Genomic DNA, 19,364 nt, shown 5'->3' on the forward strand with positions numbered 1-19,364 from the left:
AATAACGCGAGAGCCAACTTATAGACGCACCTCTATCCCACGCGCTTGCATATACGCTTTAGCCTCTGGAATTGAGTATTCATTAAAGTGGAAGATGGAGGCTGCCAGCACAGCATCGGCCTTTCCTTCAATCACTCCGTCTACTAAATGATCTAAGTTACCAACGCCACCCGATGCAATTACAGGAACATGAACCGCTTCAGATATTGCGCGGGTAACACCTAGATCATAACCGTTTTTTACGCCGTCCTGATCCATAGACGTGAGCAAAATTTCGCCAGCGCCATAATCGACCATTTTTTTGGCCCACTCAACCGCGTCTAAACCTGTCGGTTTGCGACCACCATGAGTGAAAATTTCCCAGCGGTCTTCCTCATCGGCTTTTGATACTTTTTTAGCATCTATCGCGACTACAATACACTGAGAACCAAAGCGTTGTGCGGCTTCACGCACAAACTCTGGATTAAACACGGCAGCACTATTAATTGATACTTTATCCGCACCAGCATTAAGCATGGTACGAATATCATCACACGTACGAATCCCTCCACCTACAGTGAGCGGGATAAAAACCTGTGATGCCATTTTTTCAACGGTATGTACCATTGTGTCGCGGCCTTCATGCGTAGCCGTTATATCAAGAAAAGTGATCTCGTCTGCGCCTTGCTCATCATAACGCTTGGCGACTTCAACCGGGTCGCCTGCGTCGCGAATATCCAGAAACTGCACGCCTTTAACAACACGGCCGTTTTCAACATCAAGGCAAGGAATAATACGTTTTGCGAGTGCCACGTTACGTTCTCCGATAGCTGCTTGTTTGGTAAGCCTTGTTTAAGGCTTACCATCCCAGTTCAAAAAGTTTTTTAGTAACTGTAAGCCTACCGTGTGGCTTTTTTCAGGATGAAATTGCACGGCGAACACGTTGTTATGACTTTGTGCAACATCAAAAGTATTACCGTAAGTACACATACCAGCCACCTGCTCACGCCTAACAGCATTCACATAATAACTGTGCACAAAGTAGAAACGGCTGTTATCTGGAATATCCTTCCACAAAGGATGATCAATGGTTTGCTTAACCTCATTCCACCCCATGTGCGGTACTTTTAGGCGCTCACCTTGCGCATCCGTATGATCATGCCCAAAAAACTGCACCTGCCCTTCAAATTCGCCTAGGCAGTCCACACCACCGTTTTCTTCTGAGCGCTGCATTAAAGCTTGGTAGCCAACACAAATCCCGAGGAAAGGTCTGCCTGAACGGATAGCTTGTGCTACTTCTTTATCCACACCTTGTGCATAAATTTCAGACATGCAATCACGGATTGCGCCTACTCCGGGTAATAAAACACGATCAGCGTCGGCAATTTTCTGGGCGTCCGAAGTCACCCAGACCTCAACACCCGGCTGCACGTGTTCTAACGCTTTGGCGACCGAGTGTAAATTGCCCATGCCATAATCAATCACGGCAATGGTGCTCATTATAAAACGCCCTTCGTAGATGGCATCATGCCTGCCGCACGTTCATCACGCTCAAGAGCCATGCGTAGTGCACGTCCAAACGCTTTAAAAATAGTCTCCGCTTGGTGATGAGCATTAAAGCCTTTGATGTTATCAATGTGCAAAGTCACACCCGCATGGTTAACAAACCCTTGGAAAAACTCCCAAAACAGCTGTGTATCCAAGCGGCCTATGCTGGCACGTGTAAACTCGCAATTAAAACTCAAGCCTGGACGGCCAGAAAAGTCGATCACAACCCGAGACAAAGCTTCGTCTAGCGGCACGTAGGCATGACCATAACGGTAGATCCCCTTCTTATCACCTACGGCTTCTTTAAAGGCCTGACCTAGCGTAATACCGATGTCTTCAACGGTGTGATGATCATCAATATAAATATCGCCATTGGCTTCAATCTCAATATCTATCATGCCATGGCGAGCAATTTGATCCATCATATGCTCAAGAAAAGGAACCCCCGTATCCGCACTAAATTTGCCGGTTCCATCCAAGTTGATAGAGACCGTAATTTGCGTTTCTAAGGTTTCGCGATTCACTGTAGCCTTACGCTCAGACATGCTGCACTCCGATGACAAAACAGAAAACGTTCATTATATATCCAGCCGCCTTCAGATGCACCGTAAGGTATCGGTTTAAAACAATAAAACTCGACTAACCTGCAAAAACACATTGATGTTAAGTGGAACTGAGAAAAAAGATACGACTCTTACCCTATACTTCAGTATCTTAACCTCCTGTTCACGTACAAGATGCAGGCTATACAGGTTATGATCATAAGTAATGATTTACGATGACTTTCGCTGGATGACTAACTAAGGGATTTCCATGGGTAAAATAATTAAAATAGTGATTGGCATTCTTGCCGCCGTCATTTTATTAGGTGTGATTGCCGTTGGGGTTTTAACAGCTCTCTTTGATCCGAACGACTACAAACCTGAAATTGAAGCTCTGGCGAAAGAAAAAGCAAACATTGACCTCTCTGTAGGAGGTGATATTGATTGGTCGTTTTACCCTTGGCTCGGCTTAAGCATCGCCGACGTCGATGTTCGATTTGTAGACCAACCAGAATTAGCCAACTTATCCAAAGCGCAGTTAGCCGTGAATATACCAGCGCTTTTTTCAGGAAAAGTCCAAATGGACAGTATCTTGATTGAAGGCTTATCTTTAAACTTGACCAAAGATAAAGACGGTAAAGTTAATTGGCAGCAACCGACGGCTGACTCGGTCGCTACCACCGACGCTGAACCGACATCGCCAAATACCGAACCACAAGATACCAGTGGCAATAATCAGCCTCTATCGCTTGATATTCAGAGTATCAGCATTAAAGATGGCACCGTGACCTACATAGACCAACAAACTCAGCAACAGGTCACGCTCAACAACTTAACCATCAACAGTGGCCAGATCAGTGATGGGGACGTATTTCCACTTGATATCGCCGCCGACCTAACGCAGCAGCAAAATAATAAGCAGACATTGGCGGCAAAAATTTCAGCAACCGCTAACATCACCCTCGATTTGGAAAATCAACAATATACTGTTCAAGACTTTAACAGCGACGTTACGCTAGAAGCTGAAAAACTGATCAAGCTTCACCTTGAAACAGACCTTGTCGCCAACCTTGCCCAAAACCGTGTAGTGGTAGAGAGCTGGATCGCTCAATTAAGTAATCTGAAAGCCTCAGGCCACGTCACTATTGAAGACCTGAATACACTTAAAATGACAGGCTCCATCAAAACGGACACCTTTGCTTTAAACTCGGTACTCGAAGAGCTCGGCCTGCCAATCATTGATGTGACGGATAATGGCGCTTTCAACAAAATGAATTTTGTAAGCCAATTTACAGGAGACGCAAAGACGATCCAAACGGACTCCTTGGCTATTACTGTAGACGACACAAAACTTAATGGGTCAGCCAGTTATTCACTAGAAACAGGGCGCGCAGACTTAGCGCTATCTGGCAATAGCATTATTATCGACCGCTACTTACCTCCCTCAAACAAAAGCGCTGGGGAGGCTAAAAGTATTACAGACAGCAGCGAAGCTAAAAACCATGGTTACTCCAAAGAAGCCGTCATTCCTGTCGATGCACTCAAGCCGCTTAACTTTGGCGCTTCGCTCAAAATGCAAAGTATCACTTACAATAAAATGCCTATTGGTAATGTAGATGTCAGCATTGATGCGCGTAATGGTTTGATCAAACTCAACCGAGCCAACTTAACTATGTACAGTGGCTCTATTGCAACAAGCGGCTCACTTGACGTTCGCAAATCGCCCGCACGACTTACCGTCAATAAAAAGATTAACGGCTTACAGTTGGGAGAAATGCTCACGGCATTAAATGGCAGCGCGCCCATCACTGGCGCGTTGTCGACAACAGCAGCTGTTACAGCGAACGGAGTCTCCGTTTACGACATCGTCAACAGCCTAAATGGAACGGCCAACGTTGGATTACAAAACGGCGTTATCCAAGGTATAGATATGGCCCAACAACTCTGCCAAACGATGAACAATCTAAGCGCACTTGGGCAATTAAGTACCGCTGAAAGTGTTGATAGCTCGACACCTTTCGCCAAGATGGGCGGCAATTTCACTATCAAAAACGGTGTAGTCAGCAATAACGATTTAAGTGCCAGTTTAGATGCCATGAGCTTATCGGGCAAAGGCGATGTGAACCTTCCTCAACGCACACTCAATTACGGACTTGGCTTAATGATTAAAGAGAATCTATTTAAGCAAAGTTGCTCCGTGAATAACAAACTAGAAGGTGTAGAATGGCCGGTACTCTGTAAAGGTGGCTTCGATGAAGCGCCTGCCAAACTCTGCAAGCCAGACACTAACGCCATCAAAGATATGCTTAAAGCAGCGTTAACTGACAAGGTAAAAAACCAAGTGAAAGACGAAGTTAAAAGCAAGGTTGAAGACAAGCTTAAGGAAAAGTTAGGCGATGGTGACAGTGTCAAAGGCTTGATTAAAGGACTTTTTTAATCCCACATGACACCTTCACAGTTTAATACCGCCGTGCTGGATTGGTTTGATCAGCACGGCCGCCATACTCTGCCTTGGCAAGCAAAGAAAACAGCATATTTCACGTGGATTTCTGAAATCATGCTGCAGCAAACCCAAGTAACCACAGTTATCCCCTACTTCGAACGCTTTATTGCGCAGTTTCCCGATGTGCACGCGCTCGCTGACGCTCCACAAGATGATATTCTCCACTTATGGACAGGGCTAGGTTATTACGCCCGCGCACGTAACCTGCATAAAACGGCACAAATCATTAGCCGCGACTATAACGGGCACTTCCCTGAAACAGTGGAGGAGCTAGCTGACCTACCTGGCATAGGACGCTCAACGGCTGGCGCAATACTGTCGATATCCACTGGAAAACGAGCCGCTATATTAGATGGAAATGTAAAGCGAGTACTCGCTCGCTTTTATGCTGTAGAAGGCTGGACAGGTACCACTGCTAACCAGAAACGCTTGTGGGAGTATGCCGAACAAAACACCCCCTATGAGCGCGTTGGCGATTACACCCAAGCCATGATGGATTTAGGCGCAACCCTGTGCACCCGAAGCAAACCTAGCTGCTTACTTTGCCCAATTGAAAGTGCCTGTGAAGCCTTAAAGCGAGGAACGCCAAGCGCCTTCCCACACCCAAAGCCCAAAAAGGTTCAACCGGTTAAACAAACCATCATGCTGCTGGTTCAGAATAGCCGTGGCGAAACACTATTACGCCAACGCCCTCCTACCGGCATCTGGGGTGGATTGTGGAGCCTCCCCGAAGTAACCGACTTACGCGACGCAACCACTGAATCGGGTCTAGACTTAGACTTAGACAGCGCCATACCGCTTGAACCTGTTCGGCACACCTTTAGTCATTACCACTTAGACATAACGCCTGTTCGGATAGCGCTTGCGTCCTCCGCCAGCAATACCCCTATAAACTGTGTCATGGAAGGACAATCCACACTCTGGTATAACATACTCCAACCGCCCAATATCGGCCTAGCAGCGCCTGTAAAGCGCCTGTTAGAACAGCATACTGCTCAAATTGATTAACCGGGAGACACCCATGACTCGTACCGTCATGTGCAGAAAATTTAAAGAAGAGTTAGAAGGCTTAGACAAGCCTCCTTATCCAGGCCCTAAAGGCCAAGAAATCTATGACACTATTTCAAAAAAAGCATGGCAAGCGTGGATCGAGCACCAAACTCTAATTATCAACGAAAAGCATATGAGCTTGATGGACCCCAACACGCGTAAAGTGCTAGCCGAAGAAATGGAAAAGTTTATGGACGGTGAGGATTACATCAAAGCCGAAGGCTATGTGCCTCCATCAAAGGCATAACATAAAAAGTTAACAAAAACAGTTGACAAGAAAGCGCTGACACGATTAAATACGCGCCTCTTGAGTTGCCCGGATAGCTCAGTCGGTAGAGCAGGGGATTGAAAATCCCCGTGTCGGTGGTTCGATTCCGCCTCCGGGCACCATCTTTAAAACCTCGTATTTCTTAATAGAAAACGAGGTTTTTTAGTTTTTACACTACCAAAAACTACCCTTGCACCCCCAGCAGCTTTTCGACGGTTTTAGCTACATGACGAGCGCCACCTTGTATATCTGTAATTAAGCCATGCGCCTCATTAACTAACTGATTACTATTGTTTACCTGCTCTTTGACTTTGGTCATGCTATTTCTGGCTTTACTGGTTAAATCACTGTTCTGCTTCACCATGTTCTCTACTTCAACCGTTGATGTTGATGTTCGAGCTGCCAATTGACGAACTTCATCCGCCACAACAGCAAACCCTCGCCCATGATCTCCTGCCCGCGCCGCTTCGATAGCCGCATTTAGAGCAAGCAAGTTTGTCTGGTCAGCTATACTGCTGATAGTGGTCACAATTTTGGATATTTCGTGGGATTGCTGGTTAAGACTGTCGATTAAATTAGATGACTTCTCTACTTCGCGCTCAATGCCAGCCGATATATCAACGGATTTTCTCAGCGTCTCACCGCCATGAGCAGCCGCGGTGGTGGTTGTTTCTGACGTTTCGTAAGCCACTTGGGCCGCTTCCCTAATCGACGCTTGCTGCTCCACTCTTGCCGTAATATCTGAGGCAAACTTAACCACCTTAATAACCCTACCTTTGGCATCATAAATAGGGTTGTATGTAGCCTCTAACCAAATCGTTTGTCCTGACTTTTGTTTTCGCTTGAACTGCCCTGACTTAAATTCACCGTTGGCCAGCTCCTTCCAGAAATCAGGGTTGTCCCGATAAAATTCATCGAAACAAAACATTTCATGATGGCGACCCTGAATTTCTGACAAGCTATAGCCCACGGCCGCTTCAAAGTTAGCATTCGCCGTTATGATCTCACCTTTTGGGGTAAACTCAATTACCGCCATGGACCGATTTATTGCATCTTGCGTAGCTAATTGAGTGTTTAATGACGTTTTATCGGCCGTCACATCGCTTGCAAATTTAATAACTCTTAAAACTTTACCGTCTGCCATTACGGGAAAATATGTTGCTTCTAGCCATAAATCTTCGTTTTGTTTATTACGGCGCAAAAATATCCCGCCCTCTTTACCTCCTTGACCCAAGCGCTCCCAAAACGCTTTATATTCAGGCGAGGAGGAAAATGTAGCGCTACAAAAAATACGGTGGTGCTGTCCAACAATTTCATCGAGTTCATAGCCTACCGCTTTCAAAAAAATGTCATTAGCCGTAATGATAGTCCCATCAGGATTAAACTCGATAACAGCAATATTTCCCATAATTGCATCTGAAAAGCTTTTAAGAGCATCCAGCTCGTTAACAGTTGAATTGAATTGCTCTTTTAGCCTTCTATTAAACATATGGGAAACCTCAATAATAATTTACGCTGTTGTTAATCTAGCATTAATAAAGCATTGATTTACTGAACTTTATTTATATCATTGCTTTAAAAGTAGTTTAGGGTTATCCCTATGTAAAGAAATCGGCTTTATTTTTTTGTCTTAGATTGGATACGCTTATTATTGAGTTTTATTCGCATTTAATATGCATAAAAAAACCGGCTGTACGCCGGTTTATTCTATAGACGGGAGAGTAGTTTATAAGCCAACAAATGGCTGTAAGAGCTTTGGTAGAAGGCCTTGAAACTTCATAGGGGCATCAGTAGCCACTAAACAAATACAAGGAACGTTACCATCTGTAATAGGCTGATGCTCGACTGTCGGGTCCAAATCGGCTACGTCACCTGGTTTAAAGCGCCCTAACTCATCGCTATAGGATCCGTCTAATATTAAGGTCATCTCACTGCCATGATGAGTGTGAATAGGAATACTCATGCCGGGTTGGATACGCAATAAGCGCAAACCGCCATCACGGGTTTCCATACGAATTTGCTGTATGCCTGGAACAAGACGTCGCCATGCTAACCCAGTATCGCCATTCTTTAGCAGTTGTTGCAGCGGTGCTGGAAAAGCGTGCTGCCTCGTCATTGCAGCACTCTCAGCGATTACTGAGTCCATCATCGGATCAATATCAGGCTCTTGCATCAATTGAGCAAAAAACTGGTCCCGACCGCGGTTAGTTGTAGGCTCAGCGGCTTCCAGTAATGCCGCACCAATATCTTCCGCTTCACGAATACGCTGTTTGCACCGTGTACAAAACTGCAGATGGCAGGCAACTAATGTTTCAAACGACTCAGGCAATGCTCCTGCTGCATAGCTCATGAGGGTTGCGTCGTCAGGATGATGATGTGCACTCATGCTTCCGACCTCACTGCTTTACTTAGTTTCTGAAAGGCGAGACGTAGGCTAGATTTAACACTACCTAGAGGTAAACTCATCTCGTCGGATATTTCTTGATGGCTTTTGCCTTCAAAATAAGATTTATAAATCACTTGGGCTTGCTGTACCGGTAATTTTTTAATTTCATCCCGAATGCGAAAACTATCTGCATGGGCATCGTAATTAACAGTTTCACACTCGTCATAAACAAGAACGGCCTTATCCCTAACACGCTGCCGACGCAGATGATCTACGTGTAGATTGCGCGCTATTCTAAAAATCCATGTGCTCGCCGCTGCTTTTTTGCTGTCGTACTGTTTGGCTTTACGCCATACAGTCATCATTGTCTCTTGTGTGAGTTCTTCAGCCAGAACGTCATCTTTCGCAACACCTAACAGCCAAGACTTAAGCCGCGGGGCGAAATGGTCATAGAAATCCATATACATGTGCTTGTCGCCCGTTGAGGCAATGCGCTCAAGGCATGTATTCCAATGTTTGATCTGATCGCGAGGACCGGATTCATCTTGCATTCTAGCTTCCTGTTTCATGTGTATCTCTACGATACTAACAGCGATTTAGATCACCCATAACTAATTTGATCTAGTTTTCTTTTCAGTCCGTAATGAGAACTAACAAATGAATATCTGCAAACTAAAAACGGACTACCCCATGCATGCATCTAAACCTTTGAAAATCGCCGTAGTAGGATCTGGTATTGCAGGACTTAGCGCAGCTTGGCATCTGTCCCAACAAAACGATGTTGATATTACCGTATTTGAAAAAAATGATCGGCTTGGTGGCCACAGCAATACTGTAGATGTTAAAACGAATGAAGGGAATATTATTCCTGTCGACACCGGGTTTATTGTTTTTAACCCGCCTAATTACCCCAATTTAGTCTCATTGTTTAAACATTTGGATGTCCCTGTATCCCCAACCGATATGTCATTTAGTGTTTCAATGGATAAAGGCCGTTTGGAATATTCAGGGAGTGGTTTAAATGGTTTATTTGCCCAACGCAGCAACCTTTTAAGACCTTCATTTATTAAAATGGTTAGCGACATTCTAAAGTTCTATAAAGAAAGTAGTGATCCTAATTTTGTCAAAGACGACCACATGACACTACGGGAACTTTTAAAAGATAAAGGTTATAGCGATTCATTTAGAGATGATCACCTTTTACCGATGGGAGCTGCCATATGGTCAACCCCCATGGAGAAAATGCTCGACTACCCAGCAAAACCGTTCTTAAGATTTTGTGAAAACCACGGCTTACTTCAAGTTAAAGATCGCCCACAATGGCATACCGTCAATAATGGCAGCCGAGAGTATGTAACACGTTTATGTGCAGAAATACGTGGAGACATTTTAACGCACCGCTCAATACGAGGGGTTCGTAGGTTTGGCGGCAAAGCCCTAATCACTGACTGGCAAGGCGACCAGTGGCAATTTGACCATGTAATCTTTGCATGCCATGCCGATCAAGCGTTGCGACTGCTTGCCGACCCCCGCCAAGATGAAATAGATGTGCTTTCCCATTTTCGGTTCGAGCGCAACAAAGCTGTTTTACACAGCGACACAAAATTAATGCCCCGTCGTAAACACGCATGGTCAAGTTGGAACTATCTTGGCGACAACGCACACAGCGGGGGCGCCCTGTGCGTAAGCTATTGGATGAACAAGTTACAACATCTAAAAACAGAACAACCAATGATTTTGACGCTCAACCCATTCGAAGAGCCTGCTAAAGGCTCAGTGCATGCCAGCTTTTTATACGACCACCCTATTTTTAATAAAGATACGGACAAGGCACAAATAGACCTTTGGGACATACAAGGAAACCATAACACCTGGTTCTGTGGTGCTTGGTGCGGCTTTGGGTTCCATGAAGATGGGATTCAAGCGGGCTTATTAGTTGCTGAGAAAATTAGTGGCGTACGACGACCTTGGGATGTTCACGGCATGTATGACAGAATTCCAGCGCCATCAGATTTCCTAGAACAAACCGTAACGGATAGCCTTATCGAGGAAGCAACAGCATGATTCGGTCCGCGCTTTATCATGGCGATGTGATGCATCAACGATTTACCCCAAAATCACATCGCTTTGAATACTCCCTTTCTAGCTGGCTTATCGATATCGACGAGTTAGGTACATTGCATCGCGATCTACGCGGATTTAGCTGGAATAAAGGCGCTTTATTTAGCTTCCATGATAGTGATTATGGTTTTGCCGACGGCCGAGCGCCTAGAGCTTTTATTAATGACATTATGCAGGAGAACCACTTACCCATACCGGAGCGTGTAGAGCTATTGTGTCAAATTCGCTGTCTTGGCTATGTTTTTAATCCACTTGTTGTCTGGTTTTGCTATGACGCCAATCAGAATCTAAATGCCGTTTTATACGAAGTACGTAACACCTTCAAGCAACGTCATCATTATCTAGTCCCTATCAATAATTCTGATACAGCGACACATACCCAGCCCTACAAACACCAAGCCGATAAGCACTTTTATGTATCTCCATTTATGCCGATGGAATGTACTTACCAGTTTACGTTCAGGTTACCTCAAGAAAAGCTGGCACTCACTATTAACCAAACACACCAAGGCAAGCCAATCATGACAGCTGTTTGGAAAGGGCAGCGCGAAACTCTCAGCCAGTCTGTCATTACAAAACAGCTCTTCAGGCACCCTCTAAATACGGTAAAAGTTATTTTCGCTATCCACTGGGAAGCACTCAAGCTTTGGGGTAAAGGCGTCAAGCTTGTCAAACGCCCCGCCGCTCCTAGCCATTTAATTTCTCACGGTCAGCCAACCCACTCGAGCAAACGGTAAAGCAGTTATGAATCGAATTCAGCCTACGACTAAACCACATGAGTTAATCAAATCGAGCACAAATCCACACCATAGCTGGCTTCTTAGAAAACTAATTAGCACGCTTAACGCCGCTAACATAACAGCTATTCACATCGTCACTAAAAGCGGAGACCGTATCGCAATAGGGCACCCTAACAGCGATGTGGCAGCCCCCGTTATTAAGCTTAAACGCAACCGCGCTATCCTTAAAAGCAGCGTGAATGGGCTGTTAGGCTGGGCTGAAAGCTACATGGCAGGCGACTGGGAGTGCGACTCCCTCATCACACTAACTGATTGGGCCATGTACAACGAAGACGCTTTACGTACCGCGTTTGCCGGCCGCTCCATTTCTGCGCTAATCAACCGAATCTGGCACCGCTTAAACGACAACAGCAAGCGGGGCAGCCGCAAAAACATTGCCTACCACTACGACTTAGGCAACAGCTTCTATCAAGAGTGGTTAGACGAAACCATGACCTACTCTTCAGCGTTATTTGAAGACACTAGCCTGACGCTTGCCCAAGCCCAAAACGCCAAATATCAACGCATCCTTTCAATGAGCGAAGCCAAAAGTGGCGACCGGATCTTAGAAATAGGATGTGGCTGGGGTGGCTTTGCCGAGACGGTTAGCGAACAAGATAATTTATCGCTCTACGGTGTAACCCTATCGAAAGAGCAGCTCGCCTATGCCAATCACAGAGTCGCTCTATTGGAGGCTAATGATCGTATTAAGCTCGCCTTCCAAGACTACCGAGACATCGATCAAACATTTGAGCGCATCGTATCAATAGAGATGTTTGAAGCGGTTGGGGAAGCCCATTGGGATACCTACTTCCAAAAGCTTTACACATCACTAAAGCCCGGCGGGACCGCTGTACTTCAAATCATATGCATCGAACCCAAACGCTTTGAAAACTACCGTAATAATGCCGACTTTATCCAGCGCTACATATTTCCTGGAGGTATGCTACCCACCGCCGAGAAGGTCATGGATTTAACCCAAGCACACGGCATGCACATGGAAGAGCAACTCGAGTTTGGCTTAGATTATGCCGAAACGCTACGGCAGTGGCGTGAAACCTTCACGCAGCGCTGGGAAAGCATTAAACCACAAGGCTATGATGAGCGCTTTAAACGCATGTGGGAGTATTATCTGGCTTACTGTGAGAGTGGATTTCGCTATCGCTCGATCGATGTACGCCTGTTCAAAATCAGAAAGCCCCTTTGCAGTAGTTTGCTTTCTTCCACTCAAACTCAAAAGCAAGGAGCGCCCAATGCGAATACGACGCCTCACAGTGTGCCTACTCATGGCCATCATGGTTAATGGTTGCAGCTCTATGAATATTGAGGAGTTTAGCAACACACAACCCCACTTTGTATTAGACGACTACTTTTTGGGTACGACTCACGCTTGGGGATTATTTGAAGACCGTTTCGGCAACGTCAAACGCAGCTTTAAAGTGACCATTAATGGCAGCCAGCAAGATGGAAAACTCATTCTGGTTGAAGATTTTGTTTACAACGACGGAGAGACTGATCAACGCATCTGGACCATTACCCAAACCGGTAAGAACCGATATGAAGGCCAAGCCGATGACATAATCGGCAAGGCTCAAGGGCTAGTGGCTGGTAATGCACTCAATTGGAAATACACCATGATGCTACCCGTTGGGGGGAAGTCCTATAAGGTTAAATTTAACGATTGGATGTTTTTACAATCTGATGATGTAATGATCAACAAAGCAACCGTGAGTAAATGGGGAATAGAGTTAGGTACCGTATTACTTTTTTTCAATAAGCAACCCACTAACACTCACTTTTAACAACTTAATCTCTTAAGCCCAGGTCAGAGCCATGTTGTTAGTTAACGTTAGTAAAGAGCAAAACCGTGAATGATATGATCCGTGCCCAAAAAGCAGTAGAGAACTACATTGCCTTTTTTAACTCGCTCGATCGCTTATCTCTCAACCGTTTAACAGCCGTTGCTGCACCTAATATATGCTTCATAGACCCCTTTAATAAAGCAAGTGGCTATGACAGCGTAATGGCAGTACTGACGCATTTTATAGATAACGTCCAAACACCTCACTTTGATGTGAAATCGATCGCCTTCTCTGGAAACAAATGCTTTGTCAGTTGGGACTTTAGTGGCGTGCTAACAGCTTCAGGAAAAGCCTGGCGCTTTACAGGGGTTAGCGAGCTCACACTGGATGGAAGCTATCGCATCATGCACCATCAGGACTATTGGGATGCAGCAACACACTTCTACGAAAAAATTCCTGTTATTGCTTACATCTTACGGTTAATAAAGCGCAAAATAAGCATTTTAAAATGACCTATCTCGCCTTAAACACCTTGTAATTTACCTTCTTGCCGCAATCTACTATGAACAAAGAAAGGCACTTGAGTGACTATTAGCGGTCATAATCAGTGCAGATGCTGCAAGCTTTTATTTTCACTTTGCCAACGACAGCATCGTTCTTCCGCTATTCAGGAGAAAAGAATGGGATTGGGATCAAAAATAAAGCGCTTAGTCGGCACTGACTTTGTAGATGATGTGCAGCAGCAAATTAAAGATGTTATGGATCAAGGACTGGACAAGCACATTAAAATTGCCGTTACCGGACTTAGCCGAAGTGGCAAAACGGTTTTTATCACCTCCCTGACCCATCACCTACTGCACGCCCATCAAAATAAATCACTTCCCTTTTTTAGCGCAGCCGGTGACCATCGCATCATTAGCGTCAAAAATATTAGCGATCAATCTCCACACCCGTTCCCTTTAAAGGATGCCGTAAGCGCCTTATCACAAGAGCCTCCACAATGGCCGCCATCCACTACGGGCTTATCTGAGGTTCGCTTAGCGATAAAGTACAAACCGGGGAATCGCCTTAAACGCTTAGTCACCGATTCGGCCACCTTGTATTTAGATATTATCGATTACCCTGGTGAGTGGTTACTGGATCTCCCACTACTTAATCATAACTTTGAGCAATGGTGCGACAAACAACGTGAGCTATTTGCTTTGGAGCCAAGAGCGAGCCTCGCTCAAAGCTGGCTCAAGGCTCAAGAATCATTTGATTGGCTAGCGCCTGCAGATACGTCGCGTATTGACGAGCTAAGCCGCGAATACACCGCCTTACTTCACCTATTTCGGCAGCAGCCTTATGCGCTTAGCTTGTTGCAACCGGGCCGCTGTATCTTGCCGGGAGACATGGCTGGTGATCCGCTCCTAACACTTTTTCCGATTATTCCTGCGGTGGATAAAAGTGACGTTCCGCCTGATTCCGCCTATGCGCTTTTGCAGCAACGCTATACCCTTTATCGAGAGCAAGTGGTCAAACGCTTTTACCGCGAGCATTTTTCACGTTTTGATCGCCAAGTTGTACTTGTTGATTGCTTGAAAGCACTCAATAACGGCAAGCCATGCTTTGATGATATGAAGCTCGCGCTAACAGATATCCTGCAAAGCTTTAACTATGGCTCGTCTGGATTTTTACGTCGGCTATTCAGCCCGCGCATCGACAAAGTTTTATTTGCCTCCTCAAAAGCTGACCATGTAACGGCGAACCAGCACCATAACTTAGATAAGTTTTTAGAACTCATCATTCAAGACGCACAGCGAGATATGCGCTTTGAAGAAATCGACACCGCCTGTTTGGCCGTCGCGTCCATTCGCTCTACTGAATCCGCTCAAGCTAAGCTAGATGGTCAGCAAATCTCTTGTCTTAAGGGTTACGATAAGTCAACGGGCGAGGTGGTAGCCTTATTCCCTGGCGAGGTTCCTGTTGAGCTACCTACGGATAACGACTGGAATAGCAGCCGCTTCCAGTTTGTCGACTTTGCGCCCAAAAAACTTCCCAGCAGTGACCTTCGGCCCGAACACCACATTCGCCTTGATCAGGCCTTGGAATACCTTACAGGAGACCTATTCTAATGAGTGACCAGCCATCATGGCAAAAGCCTGTTTTTATCGATCCTAAACAGACCAGCCAAACATCGCAGTTTCAAGAACCTCCCATGGAACCGCATGTTTTTGCTCCGGACTCAGTTACCGCCACTGACGACAGCGAACTAGTACTTACTGAAACCCCGCCACCTAAAAAGAAGCGACGCCTTTGGTCACGCATCTTTGGGGCAGCAATAACCGCCGTACTAACAGGGGCTGTAGTCAGCGAAGTCTACCGTTTTATTACTTGGGGTTATGAACTCAACCCTATTTTAGGGGGCATATGCACAGCCGTTACTGGAATCACTATTATTTCCGGTACCGTGTGGCTATACGGTAGCTTCAAAGGACTTCGTCAATTAAAGGAAGCGGAGCGTCTTCAGCAAGAAGCCATCACCTTACAAAGTCAAAAAACACATGGCGACGCTGCGCCTTTTTTAAAAAAACTGGACAAGTTATATGACAACACCTACCTCAACCAGCCTTTCAAGGACGCGATTCGTCAGGTTGATTCTGCGTATAACGACAGTGAAATCATTCGCTACATATCCGACCACGCCCTTCGCGAGCAAGACGCCGCTGCACGCAAGTGCGTGCAGCGCAACAGTGTTCAATCAGGCCTTATGGTCGCGCTAAGCCCATACGCTACGTTTGATATGTACCTAGTCGGGTGGCGAAACATTAAAATGCTACGCGAACTAGCCGAGATCTATGGAATTGCCCCCGGCGCAGCCACACAATGGCAGTTACTTAAACGCGTACTCCACAACATTGCGTTTGCCGGGCTGAGTGAAATAACCATCCATGCGGGTTCACATTTACTGGGAGCCTCTATCACGACCACGTTATCAGCCCGCGCAGGGCAAGGTGTTGGCGCTAGCTTATTTACTGCACGCTCTGGATTTCAGGCAATCAAGTTGTGTCGCCCGCTACCGTTGACAAAAGATGCGCAGAAAGAACTGAACAAAATTAGCGAGTCGATTATTGCCGATGTTGCACGGCAGAGTAGCGAGTCATCTCAAAAATAAAAGCCTTAGCTATGTGCTAGCAAGGATGTAAACGCCCCCTCATCGGTGCGTTTACTGCTGCCTTACAAACTGGGCACAGAAGCAACCTGATCTCGCCCAGCATCTTTTGCTTGATAAAGGGCTTCATCAGCCCTCATTACCATGGCTTCTAGAGTATCCCCAGGCTGGTGCATCGTTACACCAACACTAATGTTCTGTTGCCCAACCACATCAAAGAGGGTCGATGCGATTTGACGACGAATGTTTTCGGCAACGAGCACGGCATTACGCAGCTTAGTCTCAGGACAAATCACCATAAATTCTTCACCGCCCCAGCGCCCTAGCGAATCAGTGCTTCTTAAGCCGTCTTGAATGACTTTAACAACAGTCTTTAATACCTGATCGCCCACTGGATGACCGTAGGTGTCATTCACATCTTTAAAGTGGTCAAGGTCTAATAAAAGTATAGAAAAATTACCGCCATAACGCCGTACACGCTGAAGTTCATGCTGTAGTATCGTATTGATTTTAAGACGGTTATAAACTTGAGTTAGCGGATCAGTAATCGATATTTTTTCAAGCAAGGCCGTCTTTTCAAGTAGTGCCAAGTTCGCTTTTTCTTTTTCCTCAAATGCTTCCTGTATACGAACGTTGTAGCGTCGAAGTGTAATTTGCCGATAAACCATAAAGCTTAAGAGCAACACACTCACCCCTAATATCCACAGTGCTAGGGTGTAGTCCTCTTTCGTTTGAACGCTAGACGGGCTCCAGCGGCGGCGTATATCTTGATGATCGTCTTGGTCTAGACTAGCTACCGCTTTTTGCATGACACTCAGTAATATAGGATCATCATTTCGCACTCCCGTGCGTAATAGGCGCTGACCTTCTATTTTACCGGTAATGCGAATATCCATTAACCCAAGCTCAGCCATGGCGTATCCGATACTCGGGACCGAATCGATTAACCCAAATAATTCTCCCGATTGGACCCTTAGCAACCCGTCTTCAACATCATCAACGGCAACCCATTCAGTAGCGGGAAAGCGACGCGAGAACTCGTCAAATAAAGCATAACTACGGACGATACCAACGCGCTCTTCAAGTACTTGGTTAACATCTTCCACAAACAATTGATCTTGGCGCGTAGCGATAACGTAGGGATAACTTAAGTACGCCGAAGTAAAGTTCAAGAACCCAGAAGTTTGTTTATCTTCGATCACCAAGGAAACCAAATCACAACGGCGCTCCTTCGCATATTCCAAAGTTTGCGTCCAAGAAGTGGTTTTAACTATTTCGAAAGGTATGCGCAAAAAGCGCTCAAAAAGCATGAAATAGTCCGATTCCATTCCTATAAATTGTCCCTCAACATCCAATCCCTCAAAGGGCATCCACTTTGGATCTATACAAACACGAATCGGCTCTCTAGACAGTAAATACTCTTGCTCAGCGGGCGATAATGAGTTTTCTTTAGCAAAGCTGTTTTGTCCCCATTTACGGCGCAGCGCCGTTGTTTCGCTTTCCGTAACATTCGCCATTACTTTAGTTAAAATATCGCGTAAGACAGGCTCATCTTTGTCGACAGCCAATTGCATTTGGCTGGTGAAACGCGGATCTTCAACCGCCGTCGACATCACAACATTATTGATGAATTGTTTCTCGACTAAATAATTAATAACACCGCTACGACCCACCACGGCATCCACATCGCCTGACGCCACCGCCTCTATGGATTGTATAGAATCGGTATAGTTTTTAATTTTTATGTTTGGGTAATAACGTTTCAACTGCTCATTCAAGAAAAAGCCATTGGGTACTGCGACTGTTTTCCCAGCCAAGTCATCCAAGGATCGAACAGAAACATTACTACTATTACTGCGCACAAAAATGCCAGTGGTCGCTGACAAGTAGGGAGGTGTGTAAATAAACCGCTTCAAACGTTCAGAGGTTTCAACAATATTCAGCATAATGTCTAGACGCCCGTCGTCTAGCATATCCATGAAAGCATCCCAGTCGTTACCCGTAATATAATTAATACGGACCCCCAGCTTACTCGCCAACAAATCCATAAACTCTATTGAGTAACCGCTGGGCTTACCGTTAACTGCAAAGTTGATAGGAGGCCAATTTTCTTCATTGTGCACGTTAAGCACGGGGTGGCGTTTAATATAATCCAGCTCAGTACTTGTTAAGCCTAATAAGGACAAAGCCGCGTCCGAGGGTTCAAATAGCATCCCTTCGATATTCAGACGTTTAACGTGATAGTCATGCTCAATATAAATTGATGCGATTTGACGTAAACGCTCCAGATCAATACTGCCAATAGGATAGACGCTCGGACGAACAGCATCCCTGATTTTGTCGGCTTCAAACGTTAACCCTTCAACAGTTTTAGTGCCCACATAATCACGATGTATTAACTGGATTAGCTCTTCGGGGTGATCTAATGCATATTGCCAACCTTTGAGAACGGCTTGAGTTAATCGTTGAGCCCTTTGTGGATGCGCGTATACCTCAGCGTCAGAGGTGAACAAATTACCGCCATATAAGTCCCCAGAATAACGGCTAGGATCTAAAATGTTGTAAGGAATATGCAAACGCTCTAACTCGTATAGCTGGTTACTACTAAACGCCGTTATTGCATCCACCTCTCCAGAAGCAAAAGCATCCACAGAAAACTCATGAGGGACGGTTTCAAAATCATCTTTTGCAACATAAAACTGACGCAACATTGTCATCAAGCCAGCCGTTTCTAACTCCCCGGGCATGGCCATTATTTTTTTACCTTTTAATTGCGAAGGCGTCTGAATATCAGGTTGCGTAATGATGATATGCTGTGGGTGCTTGAAAATATTAGCCAGCAAAACAACCGGCTCGCCTTCGAGATACGATAAGACGATACGGTTATCCATAACACCGTAACGACCAGGGGCAGCATTCACTAAATCAATAACATTGCTGCCCGTCTGATAGGGAATAAAAGTAACTGACAGCCCCGCTTCCTCAAAATACCCTTGCTGCTGAGCCGCGTAATACCCCGCAAATTCAAACTGATGCTGCCAATTAAAATAGATACTAACCGCTTCTACAGAAGCGCTATTATTATTGTCCGTTTTATAGGAAGTTGTACTATTTTCAGCTTGAGCAATATTAGAGGCCGCTAGCCCAAAAGACGAGACAAAACACAACCAGAAAAAAACCGTAATACGGCTGCACCACACACTTATTCTGAAAGCCAAATTATTGTCCGTTGCTC

The 19,364-nt window shown here is 45.4% G+C and carries 17 protein-coding genes and 1 tRNA gene; 11 read left to right on the forward strand and 7 right to left on the reverse strand.

Features of this window, described 5'->3' with window-relative positions:
* Positions 1-18 precede the first annotated feature (18 nt).
* The 3 genes from hisF to hisB are packed head-to-tail and all read right to left on the reverse strand — an operon-like array spanning position 19 to position 2,072.
* Positions 19-792 carry an imidazole glycerol phosphate synthase subunit HisF gene (gene hisF / locus BS617_RS12530; protein ID WP_075173123.1) on the reverse strand — a complete coding sequence of 258 codons (774 nt, stop codon included), beginning with the start codon at positions 790-792 and terminating at the stop codon, positions 19-21.
* 39 nt (positions 793-831) lie between these two features.
* The gene (gene hisH / locus BS617_RS12535) at positions 832-1,479 is read right to left on the reverse strand and encodes an imidazole glycerol phosphate synthase subunit HisH (RefSeq protein WP_075173124.1); all 648 of its coding nucleotides are present in this window, start codon (positions 1,477-1,479) and stop codon (positions 832-834) included.
* Complete coding sequence (gene hisB, locus BS617_RS12540) at positions 1,479-2,072, reverse strand: imidazoleglycerol-phosphate dehydratase HisB (RefSeq protein ID WP_075173125.1); 594 nt, start codon at positions 2,070-2,072, stop codon at positions 1,479-1,481. Before hisB ends, hisH begins: the two co-directional genes overlap by 1 nt.
* Positions 2,073-2,340: 268 nt before the next feature.
* Here hisB and BS617_RS12545 point away from each other — a divergent pair, with 268 nt between their 5' ends.
* From BS617_RS12545 to BS617_RS12560, 4 genes are all read left to right on the forward strand, one after another.
* On the forward strand, positions 2,341-4,506 hold the full coding sequence (locus BS617_RS12545; protein ID WP_075173126.1) for an AsmA family protein: 2,166 nt from the start codon (positions 2,341-2,343) through the stop codon (positions 4,504-4,506).
* A 6-nt stretch (positions 4,507-4,512) separates the two neighbouring features.
* Positions 4,513-5,580: an A/G-specific adenine glycosylase gene (gene mutY, locus BS617_RS12550; RefSeq protein ID WP_075173127.1), complete on the forward strand. Its 1,068-nt coding sequence runs from the start codon at positions 4,513-4,515 to the stop codon at positions 5,578-5,580.
* A 13-nt stretch (positions 5,581-5,593) separates the two neighbouring features.
* Positions 5,594-5,869, forward strand: a complete 276-nt coding sequence (locus BS617_RS12555; RefSeq protein ID WP_075173128.1) for an oxidative damage protection protein — start codon at positions 5,594-5,596, stop codon at positions 5,867-5,869.
* A 67-nt stretch (positions 5,870-5,936) separates the two neighbouring features.
* Positions 5,937-6,012 (forward strand) — tRNA-Phe (locus tag BS617_RS12560).
* Between the two features lie 62 nt (positions 6,013-6,074).
* On the opposite strand, the gene BS617_RS18485 is transcribed toward BS617_RS12560, so the two are convergent.
* The 3 genes from BS617_RS18485 to BS617_RS12575 all read right to left on the reverse strand — a co-directional run bounded on the left by BS617_RS18485 (position 6,075) and on the right by BS617_RS12575 (position 8,827).
* Positions 6,075-7,379 carry a methyl-accepting chemotaxis protein gene (locus BS617_RS18485; RefSeq protein ID WP_075173129.1) on the reverse strand — a complete coding sequence of 435 codons (1,305 nt, stop codon included), beginning with the start codon at positions 7,377-7,379 and terminating at the stop codon, positions 6,075-6,077.
* A gap of 237 nt (positions 7,380-7,616) precedes the next feature.
* A complete protein-coding gene (locus tag BS617_RS12570; protein ID WP_075173130.1) occupies positions 7,617-8,276 on the reverse strand; it encodes a ChrR family anti-sigma-E factor in 660 nt (219 codons plus the stop codon).
* Positions 8,273-8,827, reverse strand: a complete 555-nt coding sequence (locus BS617_RS12575) for a sigma-70 family RNA polymerase sigma factor (RefSeq protein WP_075173131.1) — start codon at positions 8,825-8,827, stop codon at positions 8,273-8,275. The genes BS617_RS12570 and BS617_RS12575 overlap by 4 nt, the downstream gene beginning before the upstream one ends.
* A 139-nt stretch (positions 8,828-8,966) precedes the next feature.
* Between BS617_RS12575 and BS617_RS12580 the strand changes: the two genes are divergently transcribed.
* The 7 genes from BS617_RS12580 to BS617_RS12610 all read left to right on the forward strand — a co-directional run bounded on the left by BS617_RS12580 (position 8,967) and on the right by BS617_RS12610 (position 16,132).
* Complete coding sequence (locus BS617_RS12580) at positions 8,967-10,340, forward strand: NAD(P)/FAD-dependent oxidoreductase (RefSeq protein WP_075173132.1); 1,374 nt, start codon at positions 8,967-8,969, stop codon at positions 10,338-10,340.
* Positions 10,337-11,134, forward strand: coding sequence for a DUF1365 domain-containing protein (locus BS617_RS12585; protein ID WP_075173133.1), 798 nt, complete (start codon positions 10,337-10,339; stop codon positions 11,132-11,134). The genes BS617_RS12580 and BS617_RS12585 overlap by 4 nt, the downstream gene beginning before the upstream one ends.
* 7 nt (positions 11,135-11,141) lie before the next feature.
* On the forward strand, positions 11,142-12,479 hold the full coding sequence (locus tag BS617_RS12590) for an SAM-dependent methyltransferase (protein ID WP_075173134.1): 1,338 nt from the start codon (positions 11,142-11,144) through the stop codon (positions 12,477-12,479).
* Entirely contained in the window at positions 12,430-12,978 is a 549-nt protein-coding gene (locus BS617_RS12595; RefSeq protein ID WP_083610024.1) for a DUF3833 domain-containing protein, read from the forward strand. Before BS617_RS12590 ends, BS617_RS12595 begins: the two co-directional genes overlap by 50 nt.
* Positions 12,979-13,052: 74 nt before the next feature.
* The gene (locus tag BS617_RS12600; protein ID WP_249263621.1) at positions 13,053-13,490 is read left to right on the forward strand and encodes a nuclear transport factor 2 family protein; all 438 of its coding nucleotides are present in this window, start codon (positions 13,053-13,055) and stop codon (positions 13,488-13,490) included.
* A gap of 168 nt (positions 13,491-13,658) precedes the next feature.
* Positions 13,659-15,092, forward strand: a complete 1,434-nt coding sequence (locus tag BS617_RS12605) for a YcjX family GTP-binding protein (RefSeq protein ID WP_083610025.1) — start codon at positions 13,659-13,661, stop codon at positions 15,090-15,092.
* On the forward strand, positions 15,092-16,132 hold the full coding sequence (locus BS617_RS12610) for a TIGR01620 family protein (RefSeq protein ID WP_075173137.1): 1,041 nt from the start codon (positions 15,092-15,094) through the stop codon (positions 16,130-16,132). Before BS617_RS12605 ends, BS617_RS12610 begins: the two co-directional genes overlap by 1 nt.
* A 62-nt stretch (positions 16,133-16,194) precedes the next feature.
* Here the strand turns inward: BS617_RS12610 and BS617_RS12615 are convergent, their stop codons facing one another.
* Entirely contained in the window at positions 16,195-19,347 is a 3,153-nt protein-coding gene (locus tag BS617_RS12615) for a diguanylate cyclase (RefSeq protein ID WP_083610026.1), read from the reverse strand.
* Positions 19,348-19,364 lie beyond the last annotated feature (17 nt).

Source organism: Neptunomonas phycophila (assembly GCF_001922575.1).
GTDB classification, from domain to species: domain Bacteria; phylum Pseudomonadota; class Gammaproteobacteria; order Pseudomonadales; family Balneatricaceae; genus Neptunomonas; species Neptunomonas phycophila.

What these genes read in the sequence shown, in the direction of transcription:
- hisH (WP_075173124.1), bottom strand. Translation starts at nt 1,479, where the DNA reads ATGAGCACCATTGCCGTGATTGATTATGGCATGGGCAATTTACACTCG.
- hisB (WP_075173125.1), bottom strand. Translation starts at nt 2,072, where the DNA reads ATGTCTGAGCGTAAGGCTACAGTGAATCGCGAAACCTTAGAAACGCAA.
- BS617_RS12545 (WP_075173126.1), top strand. Translation starts at nt 2,341, where the DNA reads ATGGGTAAAATAATTAAAATAGTGATTGGCATTCTTGCCGCCGTCATT.
- mutY (WP_075173127.1), top strand. Translation starts at nt 4,513, where the DNA reads ATGACACCTTCACAGTTTAATACCGCCGTGCTGGATTGGTTTGATCAG.
- BS617_RS12555 (WP_075173128.1), top strand. Translation starts at nt 5,594, where the DNA reads ATGACTCGTACCGTCATGTGCAGAAAATTTAAAGAAGAGTTAGAAGGC.
- BS617_RS18485 (WP_075173129.1), bottom strand. Translation starts at nt 7,379, where the DNA reads ATGTTTAATAGAAGGCTAAAAGAGCAATTCAATTCAACTGTTAACGAG.
- BS617_RS12570 (WP_075173130.1), bottom strand. Translation starts at nt 8,276, where the DNA reads ATGAGTGCACATCATCATCCTGACGACGCAACCCTCATGAGCTATGCA.
- BS617_RS12575 (WP_075173131.1), bottom strand. Translation starts at nt 8,827, where the DNA reads ATGCAAGATGAATCCGGTCCTCGCGATCAGATCAAACATTGGAATACA.
- BS617_RS12580 (WP_075173132.1), top strand. Translation starts at nt 8,967, where the DNA reads ATGCATGCATCTAAACCTTTGAAAATCGCCGTAGTAGGATCTGGTATT.
- BS617_RS12585 (WP_075173133.1), top strand. Translation starts at nt 10,337, where the DNA reads ATGATTCGGTCCGCGCTTTATCATGGCGATGTGATGCATCAACGATTT.
- BS617_RS12590 (WP_075173134.1), top strand. Translation starts at nt 11,142, where the DNA reads ATGAATCGAATTCAGCCTACGACTAAACCACATGAGTTAATCAAATCG.
- BS617_RS12595 (WP_083610024.1), top strand. Translation starts at nt 12,430, where the DNA reads ATGCGAATACGACGCCTCACAGTGTGCCTACTCATGGCCATCATGGTT.
- BS617_RS12600 (WP_249263621.1), top strand. Translation starts at nt 13,053, where the DNA reads ATGATCCGTGCCCAAAAAGCAGTAGAGAACTACATTGCCTTTTTTAAC.
- BS617_RS12605 (WP_083610025.1), top strand. Translation starts at nt 13,659, where the DNA reads ATGGGATTGGGATCAAAAATAAAGCGCTTAGTCGGCACTGACTTTGTA.
- BS617_RS12610 (WP_075173137.1), top strand. Translation starts at nt 15,092, where the DNA reads ATGAGTGACCAGCCATCATGGCAAAAGCCTGTTTTTATCGATCCTAAA.